This is a genomic window from Dietzia sp. IBK-p2-16D (genome assembly GCF_057773085.1).
Genome location: NZ_JBYMTL010000001.1, coordinates 804,432 through 823,939, shown reverse-complemented (window position 1 = coordinate 823,939; position 19,508 = coordinate 804,432). Strand labels below are relative to the sequence as shown.

The following is a 19,508-nucleotide window of genomic DNA, read 5'->3' as shown; positions in this document are numbered from 1 at the left end:
CCGCCGTCCGCGCGACGTGGCCTGCGGGCGGCGGAATCACGACGTGTGCCGTGGCCGGGCCTGGGCCGCGGATCCGCTGATCTGCGTGCGATCCACCTACCGAACCCGCTCGGTGGATCGCGATCAGATCGGCGAGGATTCGATGTCGCGCGGGGATTCCGGTGACGCGGACCGTGGGCGCGCGGGGCCCGCGGTCCTCCGGGGCATCGTGAACGCCACTCCGGCAGCGCCGCGAACTACGCTGCTGAGTCGGCCGAGTTTGCAGTAGATCACCAACGGCGGGAGCCCCACACCCATGTCAGCACCGACGTCGACGCGCCGGCGGTCCGCGGCCGTCCCGGCCGAAGCAGCTGCGCCCACCACCGCCAACGGGCTCCTGCTCCGCGCGGTCCGGCGCCGCCGGCACCTGGTGGTCCCCGGCCTGGTGCTCATGACCCTGTGGCAGCTGTGCGAGGCGCTGGTGCCCATCGCGATCGGCGTGATCGTCGACGTCGCGATCATCCCGCTCGACCGGTGGGCCCTGCTGTGGTCTGTGGTCGGGCTCATAGCGCTGTTCACCGTGCTCAGCCTCGGCTACCGGTTCGGCGCCCGGATGAGCAACCGGGCCCTGCAGGAGGAGGCGCACGATCTGCGGGTCGAGGTGACGCGGGTGCCGCTGACCCGGCGGCGCGCGATGGACGGTGCGAGCTCCGGTGACGTGCTCTCGGTGTGCTCGGCCGACGCCGACGTGGCCGCGCTCGTCTTCCGGCAGATCGCGCTGGGCGGGTCGGCGGTGATCAGCATCGTGGGGATCTCGGTCTACCTGCTGTGGACCGACTGGCTGGTCGGGCTCATCGTGCTCATCGGCGTCCCGCTCAGCCTGGTGTTGGTGGCCATGCCCAGCCGCGCCATCTCCCGGCACAGCACCGCCCAGCAGGCCGCGATCGGGCGGGCGAGCAGCCGCGCGACCGACATCATGGCGGGCCTGCGCGTGCTCAAGGCCGGCGGCGGGGAGCGCTGGGCCGCTGAGCAGTACCGCACGGCGTCCGAGGAGGCGGCCGCGGCGGGGATCGTCACCGCCGAGCGGACGGGGCGGGTCCAGGGGATCGGTTCGCTCGGCATGGCCGTGGTCCTGGCGCTGGTACTGATGGCCGCCGGCTACCGCGTCCTGGCGGGGGAGATGGAGATCGGCACGCTCGTCTCCGTGGTGGGCGTGGCCGTCTTCTTTGAGGAGCCGGTCCGGATGATCACCCAGATGGTGTCGATCTCCGCCCGGTCCCACGGCGCGGCGCAGCGGCTCGTCGACCTGCTGGGGTCGGCGCCGGTCGACGACTCCGGCGACGCGGTCCCCTCCGGGGCGCGGTTGGAGGTGCGCGGGCTGGCACTGCCCGACGGTCGCCCGCTCGACCTGGAGGTGGCCGAGGGGGAGGTCGTCGCACTCGTGGCCGATCAGCCCGCCGCCGCGAACGCTGTCACCCTGGCGATCGCCGGGCACGGCGACGGGGCCGACGCCGTCCTGGTGGGCGGGCACCGACGCAGTCACCTGGCACCCGCCATCGCCGAGCATCTCGTCGCCGCGCCGCACCGCGTGGACCTGTTCGTCGGCACCATCCGTTCCAACATCGCGATGAAGCACGGTGGCCCCGGGCACGACGACGACGAGCTCGGTGAGTCCGGCGCCGGTGGCGAGGCCGCCACCCCGATCTCCCATGAGGTCCTGCGCGCCTCGGCCGTCGCGGAAATCATCGAGCACCTGCCCGACGGGCTCGACCACGCGGTGCAGGAGGGCGGGCGGAACCTCTCCGGCGGTCAGCGGCAGCGGATCGCGCTCGCCCGAGCCCTCCACGTCGACCCGGACGTCCTCGTTCTCCACGAACCGACCAGTGCCGTCGACGCCGTCACCGAGTGGGAGATCGCCCAGGCCGTCCGCCGACTGCGGACGAGTCGGCCGCGGCAGGCCACGCTGATCGTCACGTCGTCGCCGCCGTTCCTCGCGACCGCCGACCGGGTCGTCCACCTGCCCCGCAGCGGCGAGACACGCACGGGCACCCACCTCGAGCTGCGCGAGGCGTCGGCCTCCTACCGGACGGCGGTCGACCGATGAGCACCACCGAGACGGGGACGACCCGCGAGATGACGACCACCGCCACCGCCACCGCCGCGGACGGCCCGGACGGCTCGGGCGCGGCGGGGTCCTCCGGCGCGTTGCCGCTGGCGACGGGCCGCGAGTCCCTGGCTGTCCTGTGGCCGCTGCTCCGGCAGCGGCGGGGATACCTGGCGCTGGTGTGCCTGGCCGGGCTGATCGTATCCGTGGCGGGCCTCGTCGCGCCGTGGGTGATCGGCCGGCTCGTCGATGACCTGCCCGGCAGCGAGGACTACACAGCGGTGTGGATCGGCGCGGGCGCGATCGCCGTGGCCGGCGTCGTGGGCGCCGGTTGCACCTGGGCCGGCCAGGCGTGGCTCGCCCGGCTCACCGAACCGACCGTCGCACGCCTGCGCGAGATGGTGATGGACCGCTCCCTGCGCCTGGGCGCGGCGCAGATGGAGACGACCGAGACCGGTGACCTCGTCTCCCGCGTCGCCGAAGACGCCCGCGAGATCAGCCAGGCCGCGACCGCCGTGATCCCGCTCGTCGTGCAGTCGGCGTTCACGGTGATCGTGTCCGGGGTGGGGCTGGCCACGGTCGACTGGCGGCTCGGGCTGGTGGGGCTGCTCGCGCTGCCGATGTACTGGACGACCCTGCGCTGGTACCTGCCCCGGTCCGGCCCCATCTATGCCGCCGAGCGCGCCGCCTTCGGCACCCGGGCCAGCCGTCTCCTCGGCGGGATCTCCGGGTCCCGGACCCTGCACGCCTACGACGCCCAGGACTCCGAGCTGGAGCGGATCACCGCCGCGTCCGCCCGCGCCCGGGACCTGTCCATCCAGGTGTTCCACTTCGTCACCCGCGCCTTCAGCCGCAACAACCGCGCCGAGGTCACCGTCCTCGGGCTGCTGCTGGTCGTGGGGTTCTTCCTCGTGGACTCCGGCGCCATCACCGCCGGTGCCGTGACGACCGCCGCGTTGCTGTTCCATCGGCTGTTCAACCCGATCGGTGCGCTGGTCGGCATGGTCGATCAGGTCCAGTCCGCCGGGGCCTCGCTGGTGCGGATGGTCGGAGTCATCACCATGCCCGTGCCCGAGCGCACCGCCGCGCTGCACTCCACCGCCGCCGGGGCCGGCCCGCTCGAGCTCACCGGCATCACGCACACCTATGGAGAGGGCGCTCCCGCTCTGATCGACGTGGACCTCACGGTCGCGCCGGGCGAGGTGGTCGCGGTGGTCGGATCCACGGGCGCCGGCAAGAGCACGCTCGCGCTGGTCGCCGCCGGCTCGGTGGTTCCGACGCGGGGGAGCGCGCGACTGGGCGGTGTCCCGCTGACCGACGTGGACCCGGTCGCGCTGCGGCGCCGCGTCACGATGGTCTCGCAAGAAGTGCACACCTTCGCGACCACCGTGGTCGAGAACGTCCGCGCGCCCCGGCCCGAGGCCGGCCTCGCCGAGGTGCGCGCCGCGCTGGAGACCGTCGGCGCGGACTGGGTCGACGACCTGCCCGACGGTATCGACACCCTCATCGGTGAAGGCGGACATGCGCTCGACCCCATGCAGAGCCAGATGATCGCCCTGGCCCGCGTCGAGCTGGCCGACCCGGACGTGGTGATCCTCGACGAGGCCACGGCCGAGGCCGGGTCCGCCGGCGCCCGCCGCCTCGACGCGGCCGCCGCAGCGGTGCTCCGCGACCGGGCCGGTCTGGTGGTGGCGCACCGGCTGAGCCAGGCGGCGGCCGCCGACAGGATCCTGGTGATGGACCACGGCCGGGTCGTCGAATCCGGCACGCACGACGAGCTGCTCCGGGCGGACGGGCGGTACGCCGAGCTCAGCCGGGCGTGGTTCGGGGGCGCGTGACGTAGGCGTGCGTCGGTGGCGTCAGCGACAACGACAACGACGACAACGACGACGACGAGGGCGATCGTTCGAACCGGTCGGCGTCCTCAGAGCCCGCGGCACAGCGCGAGGAGCCGCCGGGCGGTGAGGACGGCGAACACCGACCAGGGCAGCAGCGAGGCGAGGGCGAAGGCGAGCCCGACCGTCCCGACGTTCGACGGCACCGCCATGAGGACCGCGGCCGCGAGACCCCACACCGCGGTGGCGCGACTGAACACGGTGCTGCGGTAGATGAGGATGCCGAAGATGAGCAGGGCGGCGAAGTTGAGGACGTAGTAGACGTCGAAGGCGGTGCCCGTCCACGTGGCGAGCATGCCCTCCCCGGTCGCCAGCAGCGCCGCCTCACCGGCGGGGCCGGCCTCCGCGTAGGCGCGGGCCAGGTGGAGCATCTCGATCGGGCGGGGAGAGGACATGTAGGCCGCCATCCCGATCCCGCCCAGCCCCAGCGCGATCACGACCGCGGACCGGCTGTCCCGCCACAGCACGACCGCCAGAGCGGCGTAGAGCAGGAGGGTCAGCAGATTGCTCACCGGGTAGAGCAGGTCCAGCATGAGCAACCCCGCGACCGGATTGTCGACCAGCACGCGGAAGAAGCCCTCGACGGTGTCCGGGGGGGGCCAGAGGAGGTAGACGACGATCTGCACCGCGATGAGCCCCACGCTGGCCAACGCCGCCCACGCGCCAGTCCGGACGAGACCACGCCATTGCCGGACGTCCGCGCGGACTGCGGCATCGTCGATCGGCGTCATCGCGGGCATCCACTCTGTCGGACTCGTACTCTTGAAGTGTAGGCGGAGGAGTCATCGTGACCAGTCGCACGCGGGAACCGAAAGGCCGGGCCCACGCGTGGGTCACCGCGGCCGCTGTGGTCGTCGCCGTCGTCGTCTTCCTCCCCGTCCTGCTGTTGCCCCTCACCACCTCGGTCCCGATCTGGGCGTGGCTTCCTCTGCTCGGGCTCGGCGTGGCCGCGCTGGTCTGGCTTGTCGTCGGGCGCCGACGGCGATGGGTCAGGCCGGCCGCGGTGGCGGTGGTGGCGCTCGCCGCGATCGGGGCGGTCGTCGCCTCGCAGACGCTCGCGGTGACGCCGCCGATCACCGGGCCGGACGGCGATCCGGTGCCCGGCAGCATCGCGTCGATGGAGAAGGTGGAGCTGGGCGGCAGCGAGCAGTGGATCACCATCCGCGGCCATGACGAGTCCAATCCGGTCCTGCTCAACCTCGGGATGGGCGGGCCGGGTGGCGGGGGGTTCTTCAACTCGAGCGAGTTCCGGCCGCTGGAGGAGCACTTCACGGTGGTGAACTGGGATGAGCCGGGGACGGGTAAGTCGTACGGTGCCGTGCCGTTTGACGAGCTCAACCGGGAGCGGTTCGTGGATGACGCCACCGCCCTCACCAACCACCTCCGCGAGCGGTTCGGGCAGGACAAAATCTACCTCTACGGGGTCTCGTGGTCGAGCATCATCGGCATCTGGCTGGTGCAGGAGCATCCCGAGCTCTTCCACGCGTTCATCAGCAGCGGTCAGATGGTCAACACAGGCGAGAACGACCGGATGGGATACGAGCTGGCGCTGGCGCACCTGGAGGAGCAGGGGGAGACCGGGCGAGCGGAGAAGCTCCGCGAGAACGGGCCTCCGCCGTACCGCGGCGACGCGGTGGTGTGGCCGTACGTGGACTTCCTCGACGTGCTCAACGAGATCATGGGGGTTCCCCGCTACACGCTGGTCGTGCCGCTGCTCGGGTTCCTCGTGCCCGAGTACGGCTACGTCGACACGATCAACCACACCCGCGGTCTGATCAACTCGTTCAACGCCGTCTATCCGCAGCTGGAAAACCTGGACTTCGTCGAACAGGCCCCGGTGCTCGAGGTGCCGGTGTTCTTCTTCGTCGGCCGCCACGACGTCAACGCGATGCCGAGCCTGGTGGAGGAGTACGTCGACGTGCTCGAGGCGCCGGAGAAGGAACTGATCTGGCTCGAGGGTGCGCACGGGCTCGGCAGCGCGGCGAACAAGGATGTCTTCGTCGACGTGATGCTCGACCGGGTGCGGCCCCTGTCGCAGTAGGCGGCTTAAGCGGCTCCGGGCGTCACGCCTTTACGCGGCTCGGGGGAGCGGTCGCAGGCTTGCCCATCGAGTGCACCAACCTCCAGAGGACCACCGCCGACGCGAGGGCGACGGTGCCGATCGGAACGACAACGGGCCACCCGGGGTCCTCGCCTCGAGCCTGCGCGACGAAGGGCGTGACGAGGATCGGCAGGCTGGTCAGGATCAGCCAGACCAGCGACCCCGGGGCCGCGGCGACACCCAGCCGGCGACCTCGGAGGAGGAGCACGCCCACCACGCAGACTGCCGGGAGGAAGAACGCCAGGTCCAGCACGTGGACCGGATTGGTGGGGACCTCCCAGGCGGTCGCGCTGGTCGAACCCCTCCCGCTGAGCAGGTCGGGCACGATCTCGCTCAGCCACAGCAGAGCGAACGACAGCGGGACGACGACGAGGAACCACCCCGACACCCGCACCGCGGTGCCGCTGGGACGAGTCGCAGAGACCGAACCGGCGAGGGCGACCAGACTCCCGGCGAGGGCGAAGACGGCCATCCCGAGCACCGCCACCCAGAGCAGGAACAGCGGACCGAAGTGGATGGAGAACGCGTAGATCGCGTAGTTGTAGACGGTGAAGGCCAGGAAGCCGACGAGGCAGAGCCCCGACGTGACCGCGCCCCTCCGGGCCGCCGCGGCGAGGACGACCGTGAACGGTGCGACGACGACCAGGTTCACCAGATCCTGGGCGAGGACGGCGACGACGAGCTCGGTGGTCTCGTCCCCGTAGAAACGCTCCGAATTGAGTAGGCCGAGAATGCTGCCCGCTGCGGACAGGACCGCCGCCGAGACCGCGAGCCAGGTCCACAGTGCCGGTAGCCGATGCGGCTGGTTCATGGGCAGACCCTTCCGATGATCGTGCGGGGTCCGGTGACGTCAGTCCAGCTCGTCGCGGCTGTTTCTCACTCGATCCTCATCATCCACCGCGCCTGCCGGGAGCACAATGAGGTCCAGTCAGCCGACCCGCTCGTGCAGGCAATTCGGAAGGAGCGCCGCTGTGACCTCCAAGCGCCCATGGGCCGCGTATTCGCTCACCGCCGGGATCGCGTTCTGGACGGTGATGGCGTTCGGGGGCAGCGTCGGCCTGAGCTTCTCGCCCGACGGGTCCACCATGGGCTTCGATACCGCCTGGCTGCAGAACACGCCCTTCGGCGACTACTTCCTCCCGGGCGTGATCCTCGGACTCCTCGGCGTGTGCGGAGCCGTGCTCACCGCGCTCCTGGTCCGAGGCCTGCGCGCGTCGTCGCGGCGGGGGAGGCGTCGGGGCGGCCCCTCGAGCTGGCAGTGGTACTTCGCTGTTGCCGTGACACTCGCCCAGCTCGGGTGGATGGTCGGCGAGATCGCCCTCATGTGGACCCCCGTCGCAGCGCTCTCGTCGGAGCAGAAGACGTTTTTCTACGGGTTCTGGTGGGTGTTCGGCCTGCTGAGCGTCGCGAACCTCGGGTTGGTGTTCGCGCGGCCCACTCGCCGCATCCTCGGAGGCCCTGGCGGACGGGGACGTCAGACCTGACCCACGCCACCGAGCCGCAGGAGATCCGCGAGAATCTCCGGGGCCTTCTGGATGAGGGAGAGGTGCCCTTCGCCCTCGACCACGTGCGCCTGCGCGCCGGCGACGTTCGCCGCGAGCCATTGCGCGTGGGCGAACGGCACCATCGCGTCCAGCCGGCCCTGCCAGATCGAGACCGGAACGGTGATCTCCCGCAGGTCGAAGCCCCAGGGGCGGGTGTGGGTGAGGTCGTCGTCGCGCCATCCCACGATGCCCTGATGGCCTGCGGCGTTGACCGAGGCGGCCAGGTACCCGGCGAGCTCCCCGTTGAGCGCGGCGCGGTCCACCGGAGGGGCGAGCGCGCCGAGCCCCGCGGCGACGTCCTCGGCGCTCACGGTGAAGAACCCCGTCTGGGGCTCCAGGAACTCCTCGAGCGCCTCGACGCCCGTGAGGGCGGCCGTGTACTCCGCGACGTTCTCCTCGGCCATTCCGTCGCGGATGTCGCCGTCGTACTCGGCGGCCGGGGCGATGCCGACGCAGCACGCGGCCGCCAGACACCGCCCGGGCAGAAGCGCTGCGCAGGCGAGCGCCCGCGGTCCTCCTCCGGACCAGCCGATCGTGAGGAACTCTCCGACGCCCAGGCTGTCGAAGACTGTGGCGGTGTCGGTGGCGTCGTCGGCGACCTGCGCTGTCGTCGTCCCGTCCCCGCGCGGGGACGACGACCCGTACCCGGGGCGCGAGTAGGAGATGACCCGGAGCCCGAGGTCTGCCGCTGCGCGCTCGAGAGTCGGGAACGGCACCGCGCCCTGCGGCGTGCCGTGGTGATAGACGGGCGGGAATCCCTCGACCGGACCCGTGTCGCGCACCTCGAGGTCGCGGCCGTCCTTTGTTCGAACAATCTCGTGATGGGTCACTGTTCACCTTTCGCAAGCAGCCGCCGCATGCCACCGCGAGCGAGCATTAGTGCCACGATGAGGGCGGTCACCGCGACGAAGCCACCCAGTTGGACGGCGTCGCCGAAGGCGAGGGCGACCAGCTCCAGAACCAGGAACTTACTGCCCGGCAGCACCAACACCAGCGCGGCCACGTTCACGACGCGAACCGGGAGCGTCCTGTCCGAGCGGATGCGACCCACAAGCCCTTTCTTGACCCGCAGCACGATCTCCAGGACGACCTTGAGCAGGACCGCTGTGAGAAGCGCCAGCAGGAACGTCTCCGACAGGACCGCGGGGAAGAGCTGGATGAACACGCCCAGGACGACGAGATAGGCGAGGACATCCACGAGGTCGATGGGACGAAGCCGCACTCTGGGAGTCTATCGGCCGTGCCGTCGGGTGGTTCAGCGATATTGGGGCGAAAGTCTGGTGCCGGCCAGCAGGTCGAGGTGCAACTATCGGCCGCGGAAATGCGTCCACCCCAAGCGGGGCCGATATCGGAGAGGCGGACGAGTGCCGCCGGGGTCCGATCACGCCGGTTGTGGGAAGGACCACGTAGGTGACGACGAAGAGGGCGTTCGCTGAACCTGTCTGCGTGTCGTGACTGGCACCCGAGGACGGTGAGCGCTCAGTTGGTCATTGTCCGCGAGTTCGACGGACCGCCCGACGGATTCTGACGCCCCATGGCGCTCGATTGAGCTTGATCGGCCTGTCTTCGGATACAGAGGGCTGGGGCCAGTCCCAGTTGCCAGAACGGATGGCTGGGTACGAATGCACGGTGTGCTCGGTGGTGTTCCCGGCCCCGTCGGTGATGCGAATCGTAGAGCAGAGGTGGACGTACCACGCATTACGCGCATGCGTGATCCCGTAGGTGGACCAGTTCTTTGTGTGCTCACACACTTCGAATTCCGTGGAGGGAGGCCAGATCGCCTCTACAAGCCACGAGTCGCTGTCGGGGTCGTTTGAGTGCAGGTGCAGGTCCCCGTCGATGTCGCTGTGCAGTCCGTATGCCATCAGGGTCTCCTCGGGAATAATTGTCGCGGTGTTAAAAGTGCGCCGGATTCCCCAAGCGTGTCACCGGGCAGCCCTGCGCGGATCCGAACGGAGACGTACTCCTTTTAATCTCGCGGTCGATCAGACGTCATCACATAGCCGAGTGATTCCAGCTGCGCAGCAACCGTCGCGGCGCCACCAGAGAATTCGCTCGCCAATAGTGCGGAGCGTCCCGCGAGAAACCCATGCGCGGCACCCGCTATAGCCTTCGAGTCGTAGTGCTTTCCATCTCGAACTAAGTAATAGTCTCGTGCCTTCCCGAAGCCATACTTGTGCAAGAACGACTCACGCCCCAATCGGTCGAATTCGCCGAGCGCGGCGTCTACTGCGGGGCGGGTAATATCCGACAAGGGCATCTATGGACAGTAGCGTTCCCAGCGTAATGGGCCGGTGACTATCAGGTTTCCGAGTACTTTCAAGCCACTTCACAGGATCGCCTAAGACCGGGTGAGCTGAGCTCTCTCGGAGCGGGCCATGACGGAAACGAGTTCGGCATCGGTGAGGCGCACCGAGGCAGCTCGGTGCAGCGCGATCGAATCGGAAGCGGCGTCTTAGCCGAGCTCGTCCGCCAGTCGGACGGCGGGGATCCAGTCGATACCGAACACCCGGGCCACCTCGGAGAAGGTGGAGGCGTCCGCATCGGTGCTGGTCGCCGAGGCGATGAGACGGGACAGCATCACCGTCCCGGCCCGCTCCTCGATCGTGCCGGCCGCCGCCAGAAGCGACCAGGCGCAGACCTGATGGTTCCGGTGTGCGCGGCCCATCGTCTGCTCCGCCAGCAGCCCCGAGTAGCGGGCCTGATGGAAGAAGCCCCTGCGCGGGGCGGCGGTCGCGAACGAGCCGTCGGCGAACTGCTCTCGGGCCTGCAGGTTGATCGCGGTGGGCGTGTTGAACACCACCACCGGCGCCTCGCCCCGCTGGAACCGCATCCGCTCGGACTCGGCCTGCGGGTTCGAGCCATAGATCCGTGCGACCGGGATCCCGTCGGCCTCGAGCATCTCGGCCACAGGGTGAGCGGCGGTGGACACCATCTCGGTGGCAATCAGAACCTGGTAGCCGCGCTCGAATTCGGCCTTCGCCGCCGCGACCGTGTGCTCGACCCGGATCATCGACGCCTTCTGACGCAGCCTCACCAGTGCGGCCAGCCCGCGGGCGACGTTGTTGCCCGTCCGGGCCAGCTGCATCTCGCGTTGGAAGTCGCCCCACTCCAGCTCGTAGGCCCGCCACTGGTCCGGGGTCAGCTCCACCAGGTCCACATCAAACGGAGGCGGGCCCCACGGCGCTGACCGGGTGAGCATCAGCGGCGGCTCGTGCCGCAGCAGGATGTCGCGCACGTCGCTGATCGCGGCCTGCTGCGTCGGTAGCGAGTCCTTGGCCTCCGCGGTCCACGTCCACTTGCCGTACGAGGTCTCCAGGGGCGCGCCCCGCTCGGACAGGGCCCGCCCGAAGTCCGTCCACGCGGCCGGGGAATCGCCGTGGACCTGCGCATACAGCGACGACAGGTATCCCCATTCGCCCGGGTGATGGCCCGGGGTGGCGGTGATCGACAGCACGAACGGCGCCTTCTCGTGCGGGCCGTCCATGCGGGTCAGACGTCGCATGTAGCTGGTGCGCTTGCTGGCGTGCCGGAACTGGTGGGCCTCGTCGATCACCGCGACGTCGACCTTGAGCCGCGGGCGCCCGTTTCGCGCCATGAGTTTGCCGAGGCTGTCGGAGGACATGATGATCCACCGGAGGCCGTCATCGCCCAGCGCGGCGATGGTGCGCCGCCATGACGGGATGGTGATGCGGGCCGGCCGGTCCACAGTGACCAGGACCGTGTGTGCGCCGCGCATCTTGGCGATTGTCTTCGCCGCGGCCACCGCTACCAGGGTCTTGCCGGTGCCCACATCGTTCGCCAGGTGGACCTGCCGAAACTGCTGCTCGGCAGCCGCGACGATCGCGTCCACGTCCGCGCGTTGCTCCGGGCGCAGCATCATCGGCGCCGCGGTCGCACCCGGGCCCTCGCTGCCGTTGAGTTCGTCCCCCAACCACCGCAGGTAGGAGTAGGGCTTGCTGGCGTAGGCCTCAAGTGCGCTCGGCAGGGTGGTTCCGACGTAGGCGTGCGCGGTGAGCGACTTGTAATAGGTCACCCCGGCCGGCGTACCGCCGTCGAGCCCTCCCCACGGGAGCTCCAGCAGCCACACCCTTTGGCCGGGAGGGATCGACGGAACCGCCGGCGCCGCACTAGCGCGCTTCTTGGTCGGCTTCGCCCGGGTGGAGCTCGCCTTCTTTGCTGCCGTCGACCGCGAGGAACTCGTTTTGCGCCTGGTCGTGGCCTTGCGCGAGGACCGGGCCGCCATCAGATGCCGTCCCGGTTGCGGGCGGTGATGAGGGCGGGTGAGTCCACTGAGTCCTCCTGGGTGGTCCTGGCGGGGTCGGGCTCACTCTAGGGGCCGGGTACGTCACCGACGGCGTTCGCTGGCGCCTGAGAACGACGACGACAGGGGCCCGCCTCCAGTTCTCTGGCCGTACCCGGTTCGGGTTGATCGCAGCCCCTCGCAGGGAGCGCCAAGTTGGCATATTCTGCCAACAGGGGTGATAAGCATGCCAACGCGGAATGTTGTTCTCGGCCAGCAGCAACACGAGTTAGTCGATCAGCTGGTGGCATCCGGGCGATACCAGAACGCCAGCGAGGTATTGCGCGAAGGGCTTCGGCTGCTGGAGCGGCGCGACGCTGAGGACGCCGCCAGGCTCGCCGCGTTACGTGCAGCTGCCGATCGAGGGTGGGCTGACGTGGCGGAGGGGCGCTACGTGGACGTCGACGATGCGGACCTTGACGACGCTATCGCGGACATCGGCGCACGAGCTGTGGCCGACGGTCGGTCACCTGGGTGATGGCGACGTTCCGCCTCACAGAGAGCGCGCGCGAGGACATCGGGTTGATTCTGTTGTGGTCGTACGAGCAGTTCGGTGAACAAGCCCAGAAGCGGTATGAAGCGCTGATCGTCGCGGCTATCAGAGATGCAGCCACCGCCTCCGACGATCCCGGTCTGGTCAAGCGTCCCGAGCTCGGTGACGGAGTCGTGTCGTGGCACCTGTCGAACAGTCGATACCGGTCGAGTGGCGGGCGGGTGAACCGGCCTCGGCACTTTCTGATCTGCCGTCTCGACCCGGGCATGCTCGTGGTGGGCAGGGTCCTCCACGACGCAATGGACGTGGGCCAGCACGTCGATCCTGCTCACGTGTGGAGCTGAGCGAAGGCAACTGGGGAGAGGTACGCGCGCGGAATGGACCACACCGGACGAGTACCCGGGCCGGCGGCGTACATAGGGGACGCGCAACCCCGGAGGGGGCGAAGGCCGGCCAGGCGGGGGCGGGGTGAGCGCCCCCGGCCCAGCCTCGGCCCGCCCTCTGGACCGACGTGGAACAATAGCCAGCGGACTGCGCCCGCCTAGCGGCGCCGGCCACGCACACGAACCCACGAACTTCCCCCAAGGAGCACAGATGGCGCTTATCGAGCAGGTCGGAGCCCGGGAGATCCTCGATTCGCGAGGCAACCCCACCGTCGAGGTGGAGGTGCTTCTGGACGACGGCTCGTTCGGCCGCGCCGCCGTGCCGTCCGGTGCATCCACCGGCGCCCACGAGGCCGTGGAGCTGCGCGATGAGGACGATCGCTACCTGGGCAAGGGCGTCACCAAGGCCGTCGAGGCCGTGCTGGACGTTCTCGCCCCCGCCGTCATCGGCATCCCCGCCGAGGACCAGCGCGTCGTGGACGAGGCCCTCCTCGACGCCGACGGCACCCCCAACAAGTCGACCGTCGGCGCCAACGCCGTCCTCGGCGTCTCGCTGGCCGTCGCCCGCGCCGCCGCCGAGTCCTCGGGCCTCGAGCTTTACCGCTTCATCGGTGGCGCCAACGCCCACGTGCTGCCCGTGCCGATGATGAACATCCTCAACGGTGGCGCCCATGCCGACTCCGGCGTCGACGTCCAGGAGTTCATGATCGCCCCCATCGGCGCGCCCACCTTCCGCGAGGCCCTGCGCATGGGCACCGAGGTGTACCACCACCTCAAGGCCGTCCTCAAGGACAAGGGCCTGTCCACCGGCCTCGGCGACGAGGGCGGGTTCGCCCCCTCCGTGGACTCCACCAAGGCCGCGCTGGACCTCATCGTGGAGGCCATCGGCAAGGCCGGCTACGAGCTGGGCACCGACGTGGCGCTCGCGCTGGACGTGGCGGCCACCGAGTTCTTCAAGGACGGGAAGTACCACTTCGAGGGCAAGCAGCTCTCCGCCGCCGAGATGGCCGACGTCTACGCCGAGCTCGTCAACAAGTACGCGCTCGTCTCGATCGAGGACCCGCTCGACGAGGACGACTGGGACGGCTGGAAGACCCTGACCGACATGATCGGCGACAAGGTCCAGCTGGTCGGCGACGACCTCTTCGTCACCAACCCCCAGCGCCTGGCCGAGGGCATCGAGAAGGGCCTGGCCAACGCCCTGCTGGTCAAGGTCAACCAGATCGGCACGCTCACCGAGACGCTGGACGCCGTGGACCTGGCCCACCGCAACCGCTACACCTCGATGATGTCGCACCGCTCGGGCGAGACCGAGGACACGACCATCGCCGACCTCGCCGTGGCCTGCAACTGTGGCCAGATCAAGACCGGCGCCCCGGCCCGCTCCGAGCGCGTGGCCAAGTACAACCAGCTGCTGCGCATCGAGGAGATGCTCGGCGACGCCGCCCGGTACGCGGGCGCCGAGGCGTTCCCGCGCTTCTCCGCCTGACGGCACCAGCACCGCCCGTCGGCAGTTCACCGCTGACGGGCACGTAGTCGGAAAGGAAGGCGCATGGCTCGCCCGCCCCGCCCCTCGGACCGCCGGGGAGACGCACGCGATCGCGCGTCGTCCCGGCGGCCCGGGGAGGCGTCGGGCGCCATCCGTCGCCGTGCGAACGGGACGGGCCGGGGGACCGCGGCGGACCGGGGGAGTAGCACCGGCCGCGGCCCGGGTGCTACCGGCCGCGACGGGGTCGACGGGCAGGCCGGGGCCGATCAGCCCGCCGACCCCACCCGCCGGGAGACGCCCCGCCGGCGGACGCCGAGCCGCGAACGGGACCGGCCCGTCCCGGCCTCTGCCCGCTCCGGCCGGGTCGGCACCACCGCGCATCCGGAGGCCCACCGCCTCACCACGCGCACGGACCTGTCCGACACCCTGCTGGGCCCGCGGAACTACACCCCGCGGCGGATCGGACTCCTCGCCGTCGTCGCCATCATCTTGCTCGTCACAGTGTCGTTCCCGTTGCGCAATCACTACCAATTCCTGCGCGACGAGAAGACCGTGGCGCAGGAGAGGGCCGCGCTGGAGGCGACGATCGCCGAGCTCGAGGCCGAGGAGCAGATGCTCTCCGACCCGGCGTACATCGAGCAGCAGGCCCGCATCCGCTTTGGCGCCGTGAAGCCGGGGGAGACCCCGTACCGCGTGTCCATGGTCGACCCGGTCGAGCAGGCCGTGGCCGAGCAGAAGGCCGCCGAGCTGGCGGCGCAGCCGTGGCAGACGCGCGTGTGGAACTCCATCGCCGAGCCCGCCGACCCGATCATGCCGGAGGATTCGACGGTGCTCCAGGGCACGTCCATCCCCGGTGGCCCCGACACCCCGCCGGTGCCGGTCGTGCCCGGCGTGCCCGGCGCCGACGACCCCGCCGCCCCCATCCCGGGCGGCGTCCAAGATCAATCACAGGAGGACCCCCCAGCGTGAGCGCCGAGCAGAGCGTGACCAGCGAAGACCTCGACGCGATCCAGGCCCAGCTGGGTCGGCCGCCGCGGGGCGTGCTGGAGGTGTCCTACCGCAGCCCCGACGGCCAGCCCGGGGTGGTCAAGACCGCGCCGCGGCTGGAGGACGGCACGCCGTTCCCCACGCTGTACTACCTCACCGATCCGCGGCTCACCGCCGAGGCGAGTCGGCAGGAGTCCGCGGGGATCATGAGGGGGATGACGACGAGGTTGGCCCAGGAGCCCGAGCTGGCCGCCAACTACGTGCAGGCGCACGAGCGGTATCTCGCCAAGCGGAACGCGATCGAGGACCTGGGCACGGACTTCAGCGGTGGCGGCATGCCCGAGCGCGTCAAGTGCCTGCACGTGCTCATGGCGTATGCGCTGGCCGAGGGGCCAGGCGTGGTGTGGCTGGGCGATGAGTCCGTGGCGCTGGCCTGCGAGGCCGGGCTGCGCGGCACGGCGCTGCCTTCGGATTGGCCGAACCCCGAGGAGCTGGGCGTGCCCGACTACCTCGCGATGGACGAGCAGTGAGCTCCGCCCGTACGGCTGGCGACGGCGCCGTGCGCGTGGGTGCCGTGGACTGCGGCACCAACTCCATCCGCCTGCTCGTGGCCGAGGGTGTGCCCGGCCGAGCCGGGCTCACGGATGTGGTGCGCGAGATGCGGATCATCCGCTTGGGCGAGGGCGTAGACGCCACCGGGCGGATCTCTGCCGGGGCGATCTCCCGCTGCCGAACCGCGCTGACCGACTACACCACAACCATGAAGGATCTGGGCGTGCAGGCCGTGCGCATGGCGGCCACCTCCGCCACCCGCGATGCCGCCAACAAGACCGAGTTCTTTGACATGACCGCCGAGGTGCTGGGGGAGCACTTCCCCGGCGCGTCGGCCGAGGTGATCAGCGGGCAGACGGAGGCGCAGCTGACGTTCGCCGGCGGTGTGGTGGATCTGGCCCCGCGTGAGGGCCCGTTCGTGGTGGCGGACCTGGGCGGCGGGTCGACGGAGATCGTGGTCGGTGACTACGACGACGGCGAGGTGCGCATCCTCGGGGCCAAGAGCCTGGACATTGGATGCGTACGGATCACGGAGCGCACCCTGCACTCGGACCCGCCGACGGCCGACGAGGTCGCCGAGGCCCGGAGTGTGATCGCCGAGGCGCTGGAGAGCGCCTCTGATCTTCCGCTGGGCCGGGCGAAGCGCTTCGTGGGCGTGGCCGGCACCTTCACCACGCTCTCGGCGCTGGCACAGGGGATGGCCGAATACGACTCGGCTGCCCTGCACAACTCGGTCATTCCGATGGGCCAACTGAAGGACGTATGCGACCGCTTGGTCGGCTCCCCGGTCGCCGAGCGCCGCGGTCTGGGACCGATGCACCCGGGCCGCGCCGATGTGATCGGGGGAGGGGCGCTGGTGGCCTCAGCTCTGTGTGATGTGATGGCAGAGCGCGTCGGGTTGTCGGAGATCACTGTGAGTGAGAAGGACATCCTGGATGGCATCGCGATGTCGGTGCTGACCCGCCAGGCTGGCTGACGCTGGCTGAGCCCCCATAGCCCAATTGGCAGAGGCAGACGGCTTAAAACCGTCAAAGTGTCGGTTCGAGTCCGACTGGGGGCACTGATCGGGACTGCGTTGTGTTGCAGGGGCTTACGTAGCGCCCCTGTCGCGGATGTATTGCGGAAGGCGCTTTGAAAGCGATTCCACTGTGCAGTGATGGATGTACGCGGACACCCCCTTCAGCGGGCCCTCTCCGCCGGGATGGTGTTCCTGAAGCAGCTTCTTAATCCACGTCGTAAAGTCCTGGGTGTTCATCAGTCGAGGTCGATTATCTGGTTCTGGATCCCCGATGATATTGATCGGTTGACCGTCATTCGTGGAGTGAACTACGACTGCCGACTTCACTGTGATGCCAGATCGGAGATCGGTAGAGATCGTCTCGGTAGCTTCACCGAGATAGTTCGCTCGCCCGGGCTTGCTGGAGGTCGGGTACTGCTCGATGCATTTTCCGACCCAGGCATAGTCGGCGGCGGTGTAGTGCTTTGAATCGACGTACACCACAAGGTCCGCAAAGACGATCGCATGGTCGATGTCCCAGCCCTCGTCGTCTTTAACCTTCAGTCCATTGAAGAGCGTGATTCCGGGGAAGTCCTCCGAAAGCGACCTCACAATTTCAGCGGTCTTCTTCTCTCCTGCTGCACCAGACAGCGCGGCCCCGCGCCCCATGTGCGTATCAATAGCTGAAAGTAGACCCTCGCCAGGGATTCCGTACTCTTGGAAATTCTCGGCGTGCCGTGTGAATCTGCCCTTGCTCTCTAGCTCGCCTTGTTTGTCCCCGAAGCGGTTCGCCCACGGCGACTGCGAGCCGAAAATCTGTTTTCTCCTTGAGGCGGCCTTCTGCTCCCCCCAAAATCTCAGATCGTCTTGGTGGCTGTCTCTCAGGATGTAACCAGGGCCGACCATTCCGCCTGCAACTAGGAGAAAAAGAAGGAAGTAGCCGAAGATTTCCCATGCGCCCGGCCAAGGCATTGTAAAGGCGAGTCCGATGGCCACAAGAATCGACAGTCCGAAGGAGATTCCAGCGATACCTGCGGCGATGGCACATGCAACGAATACCAGCAGGATCAGAATGAATCGGAAGACCACTTCAATGATCCGGCTCCAGAGCGGATCATCTGATGTCGCAGTGGACCAGAGGTCCGTAATTCCGCCAACAATAAAGAAGATAAAGAAGAGGGCAAGCGCTCCGCCGCCGATAATCATCAAGCTCGAGCCGAGCACGTTCTTCCATGTGCGCCAGGAAATCTCTTTGTTGGTCGTGTCGTTTGTCATGTGCGCCTTCTTGCAATTGCTTGTTCTGGCCTGTGGATGGGAAAGTCGGGTGCTGGCAGTAGAGCATGAAGTCTGAGTTGTGCAGCAGTCGCCACTTCGCCGCTCTTAAACCGGGCACTCTTCCTATTCGGTCCCCGCGGGACCGACTTCGGCGGCGTCGGTGAGCTCTCGGTGATATCGGGCTTCGAATCGTGGTTGCAGGTCGACTGTCTTCCAGAACTCTGGGTGGTCGTGCGCTGCGCCGATGAGAGCGCCGGCAAGGGTGGCGATTGAGTCGGAGTCGCCATTACTGGTGGCAGCCCAACCGATGGCTTCAACGGCGTCGAGTCGCCCGGCGTAGTTGAGGTCAGCTACCAACAGTCCGAGCGCAGTGGCGGTGGCGGCGTCCCAGCCCTCGCCGACACCGGCACAGGGATCTCCGAGCCAGCCTGTTGACGACAAGCTCTCGGACAACTTGTGACTTGCGGCCGCAAACGCGTCCGCCAGCGTTGGCCCGCGGCGTCCCGGCTCGTCTCCCAGGGCAGAGCTGAGATACGCGTGCGGGTCACGGGTGAGGAGCGAGAGGACTTGATTGAGGAACCGGTCATCACGCCAGTTGGAGGGAAGCTCAGATCTCAGCGTTCGGATACTGTTGTTTGCCTGTTCCAGAAGTGCCGTGTCACCCGCCGCGGAGAAGGCATCGCAGAGTAGCAGGGCAGAAAGCGCCGCTTTGGGATGGTGATGGGTGACTACAGCTTGGAGAACGGCAAGCCCCCTTCGGGTCTCGAGGGGAGCAAAGGCCGCGGGAGCAAGTCGCATTACCGCGCCGCATCCGGCGGAATTCTGGGCCCCGCCGTCGTTCCAGTGCTGACCACGCGCGATAGCTCGGAGGGATTTCATACAGGTGACTCCGGGGGCCCGGTTATTGTCCGGGTCGTGCGACCACGCTATGAAGTGCTTCAGGAGGACTTCGGCAACGCTGTTGATGTCTGAAAGGTCCGGGGATTCGTGCAGCGCGGCGTGCGTCGCGAGCAACATTTGCGTGTCATCGGAGACGACCCAGTCCCCTTTGGGTGGGGGGACTGGCCTCGACGGCATGTTCACATATCGCGTGAACTCCACCTGGTAGCCCCATGCATCCCCGGCCGCGCCACCGACCAGAGCGTTGGCGTAACGCGTACGAGCTTCGTCATCTGACCTGACGGTATTGCTGTAGTCGATGTACTGCGCCACCTCGCCCTCGTGCCCTTCTCTGATCAACATCGCTACGGTGGCGATCGACAGCGCGGTGTCCTCGTCTAGATCCGAGACGCGCTCGAAGTAACCGGCTACCGCCTTCGGCGACTGGTCCGGATTCTCGGCCAGGTGGCGGCGAATAATGTCGACCTGAGTCGAGGTGAATCGAGCCATCGTCTACTCCTCGGTGC

The 19,508-nt window shown here is 68.6% G+C and carries 18 protein-coding genes and 1 tRNA gene; 11 read left to right on the top strand and 8 right to left on the bottom strand.

From position 1 onward, the window contains the following. The first annotated feature begins 295 nt into the window (after nt 1–295). Together AC3DE3_RS03795 and AC3DE3_RS03790 are read left to right on the top strand one after the other, a co-directional pair. Entirely contained in the window at nt 296–2,083 is a 1,788-nt protein-coding gene (locus AC3DE3_RS03795) for an ABC transporter ATP-binding protein (RefSeq protein WP_488369009.1), read from the top strand. After that, nucleotides 2,080–3,921: an ABC transporter ATP-binding protein gene (locus tag AC3DE3_RS03790; RefSeq protein ID WP_488369008.1), complete on the top strand. Its 1,842-nt coding sequence runs from the start codon at nt 2,080–2,082 to the stop codon at nt 3,919–3,921. Before AC3DE3_RS03795 ends, AC3DE3_RS03790 begins: the two co-directional genes overlap by 4 nt. A gap of 86 nt (nt 3,922–4,007) precedes the next feature. On the opposite strand, the gene AC3DE3_RS03785 is transcribed toward AC3DE3_RS03790, so the two are convergent. Continuing rightward, the gene (locus tag AC3DE3_RS03785; RefSeq protein ID WP_488369007.1) at nt 4,008–4,709 is read right to left on the bottom strand and encodes a hypothetical protein; all 702 of its coding nucleotides are present in this window, start codon (nt 4,707–4,709) and stop codon (nt 4,008–4,010) included. A 56-nt stretch (nt 4,710–4,765) separates the two neighbouring features. On the opposite strand from AC3DE3_RS03785, the gene AC3DE3_RS03780 reads away from it, so the two are divergent. Next, a complete protein-coding gene (locus tag AC3DE3_RS03780) occupies nt 4,766–6,019 on the top strand; it encodes an alpha/beta hydrolase (protein ID WP_488369006.1) in 1,254 nt (417 codons plus the stop codon). A gap of 22 nt (nt 6,020–6,041) precedes the next feature. On the opposite strand, the gene AC3DE3_RS03775 is transcribed toward AC3DE3_RS03780, so the two are convergent. Then, nucleotides 6,042–6,890, bottom strand: a complete 849-nt coding sequence (locus AC3DE3_RS03775; RefSeq protein ID WP_488369005.1) for a hypothetical protein — start codon at nt 6,888–6,890, stop codon at nt 6,042–6,044. A 160-nt stretch (nt 6,891–7,050) separates the two neighbouring features. Here AC3DE3_RS03775 and AC3DE3_RS03770 point away from each other — a divergent pair, with 160 nt between their 5' ends. Continuing rightward, entirely contained in the window at nt 7,051–7,563 is a 513-nt protein-coding gene (locus AC3DE3_RS03770; protein ID WP_488369004.1) for a hypothetical protein, read from the top strand. Here the strand turns inward: AC3DE3_RS03770 and AC3DE3_RS03765 are convergent. From AC3DE3_RS03765 to AC3DE3_RS03750, 4 genes are all read right to left on the bottom strand, one after another. Then, nucleotides 7,554–8,453 (bottom strand): alpha/beta fold hydrolase, encoded by a 900-nt coding sequence (locus AC3DE3_RS03765; RefSeq protein WP_488369003.1) that lies wholly within the window; start codon nt 8,451–8,453, stop codon nt 7,554–7,556. The genes AC3DE3_RS03770 and AC3DE3_RS03765 overlap by 10 nt on opposite strands. Continuing rightward, nucleotides 8,450–8,845, bottom strand: coding sequence for a hypothetical protein (locus tag AC3DE3_RS03760; protein ID WP_132061785.1), 396 nt, complete (start codon nt 8,843–8,845; stop codon nt 8,450–8,452). The genes AC3DE3_RS03765 and AC3DE3_RS03760 overlap by 4 nt, the downstream gene beginning before the upstream one ends. Before the next feature lie 747 nt (nt 8,846–9,592). Further along, nucleotides 9,593–9,883 carry a ScoMcrA-related endonuclease gene (locus tag AC3DE3_RS03755; RefSeq protein ID WP_488369002.1) on the bottom strand — a complete coding sequence of 97 codons (291 nt, stop codon included), beginning with the start codon at nt 9,881–9,883 and terminating at the stop codon, nt 9,593–9,595. A 195-nt stretch (nt 9,884–10,078) separates the two neighbouring features. Then, the gene (locus AC3DE3_RS03750) at nt 10,079–11,659 is read right to left on the bottom strand and encodes a DEAD/DEAH box helicase family protein (RefSeq protein WP_488369001.1); all 1,581 of its coding nucleotides are present in this window, start codon (nt 11,657–11,659) and stop codon (nt 10,079–10,081) included. A 454-nt stretch (nt 11,660–12,113) separates the two neighbouring features. Here AC3DE3_RS03750 and AC3DE3_RS03745 point away from each other — a divergent pair, with 454 nt between their 5' ends. The 7 genes from AC3DE3_RS03745 to AC3DE3_RS03715 all read left to right on the top strand — a co-directional run bounded on the left by AC3DE3_RS03745 (nt 12,114) and on the right by AC3DE3_RS03715 (nt 16,890). Continuing rightward, the gene (locus tag AC3DE3_RS03745) at nt 12,114–12,404 is read left to right on the top strand and encodes a type II toxin-antitoxin system ParD family antitoxin (protein ID WP_488369107.1); all 291 of its coding nucleotides are present in this window, start codon (nt 12,114–12,116) and stop codon (nt 12,402–12,404) included. Beyond that, nucleotides 12,404–12,763, top strand: a complete 360-nt coding sequence (locus AC3DE3_RS03740; RefSeq protein ID WP_488369000.1) for a type II toxin-antitoxin system RelE/ParE family toxin — start codon at nt 12,404–12,406, stop codon at nt 12,761–12,763. Before AC3DE3_RS03745 ends, AC3DE3_RS03740 begins: the two co-directional genes overlap by 1 nt. 250 nt (nt 12,764–13,013) lie before the next feature. After that, nucleotides 13,014–14,291 carry a phosphopyruvate hydratase gene (eno, locus tag AC3DE3_RS03735; RefSeq protein ID WP_488368999.1) on the top strand — a complete coding sequence of 426 codons (1,278 nt, stop codon included), beginning with the start codon at nt 13,014–13,016 and terminating at the stop codon, nt 14,289–14,291. 63 nt (nt 14,292–14,354) lie between these two features. Next, on the top strand, nt 14,355–15,260 hold the full coding sequence (locus tag AC3DE3_RS03730; protein WP_488368998.1) for an FtsB family cell division protein: 906 nt from the start codon (nt 14,355–14,357) through the stop codon (nt 15,258–15,260). After that, complete coding sequence (locus tag AC3DE3_RS03725) at nt 15,257–15,808, top strand: DUF501 domain-containing protein (RefSeq protein WP_488368997.1); 552 nt, start codon at nt 15,257–15,259, stop codon at nt 15,806–15,808. The genes AC3DE3_RS03730 and AC3DE3_RS03725 overlap by 4 nt, the downstream gene beginning before the upstream one ends. Continuing rightward, nucleotides 15,805–16,806 (top strand): Ppx/GppA phosphatase family protein, encoded by a 1,002-nt coding sequence (locus AC3DE3_RS03720; RefSeq protein ID WP_488368996.1) that lies wholly within the window; start codon nt 15,805–15,807, stop codon nt 16,804–16,806. The genes AC3DE3_RS03725 and AC3DE3_RS03720 overlap by 4 nt, the downstream gene beginning before the upstream one ends. Nucleotides 16,807–16,816: 10 nt before the next feature. Beyond that, nucleotides 16,817–16,890, top strand: a tRNA-Leu gene (locus AC3DE3_RS03715). A gap of 30 nt (nt 16,891–16,920) precedes the next feature. Here the strand turns inward: AC3DE3_RS03715 and AC3DE3_RS03710 are convergent. Next, entirely contained in the window at nt 16,921–18,102 is a 1,182-nt protein-coding gene (locus AC3DE3_RS03710; protein ID WP_488368995.1) for a nuclease-related domain-containing protein, read from the bottom strand. Nucleotides 18,103–18,225: 123 nt separating this feature from the next. After that, nucleotides 18,226–19,491, bottom strand: a complete 1,266-nt coding sequence (locus tag AC3DE3_RS03705; RefSeq protein WP_488368994.1) for an ADP-ribosylglycohydrolase family protein — start codon at nt 19,489–19,491, stop codon at nt 18,226–18,228. Nucleotides 19,492–19,508: the final 17 nt, after the last annotated feature.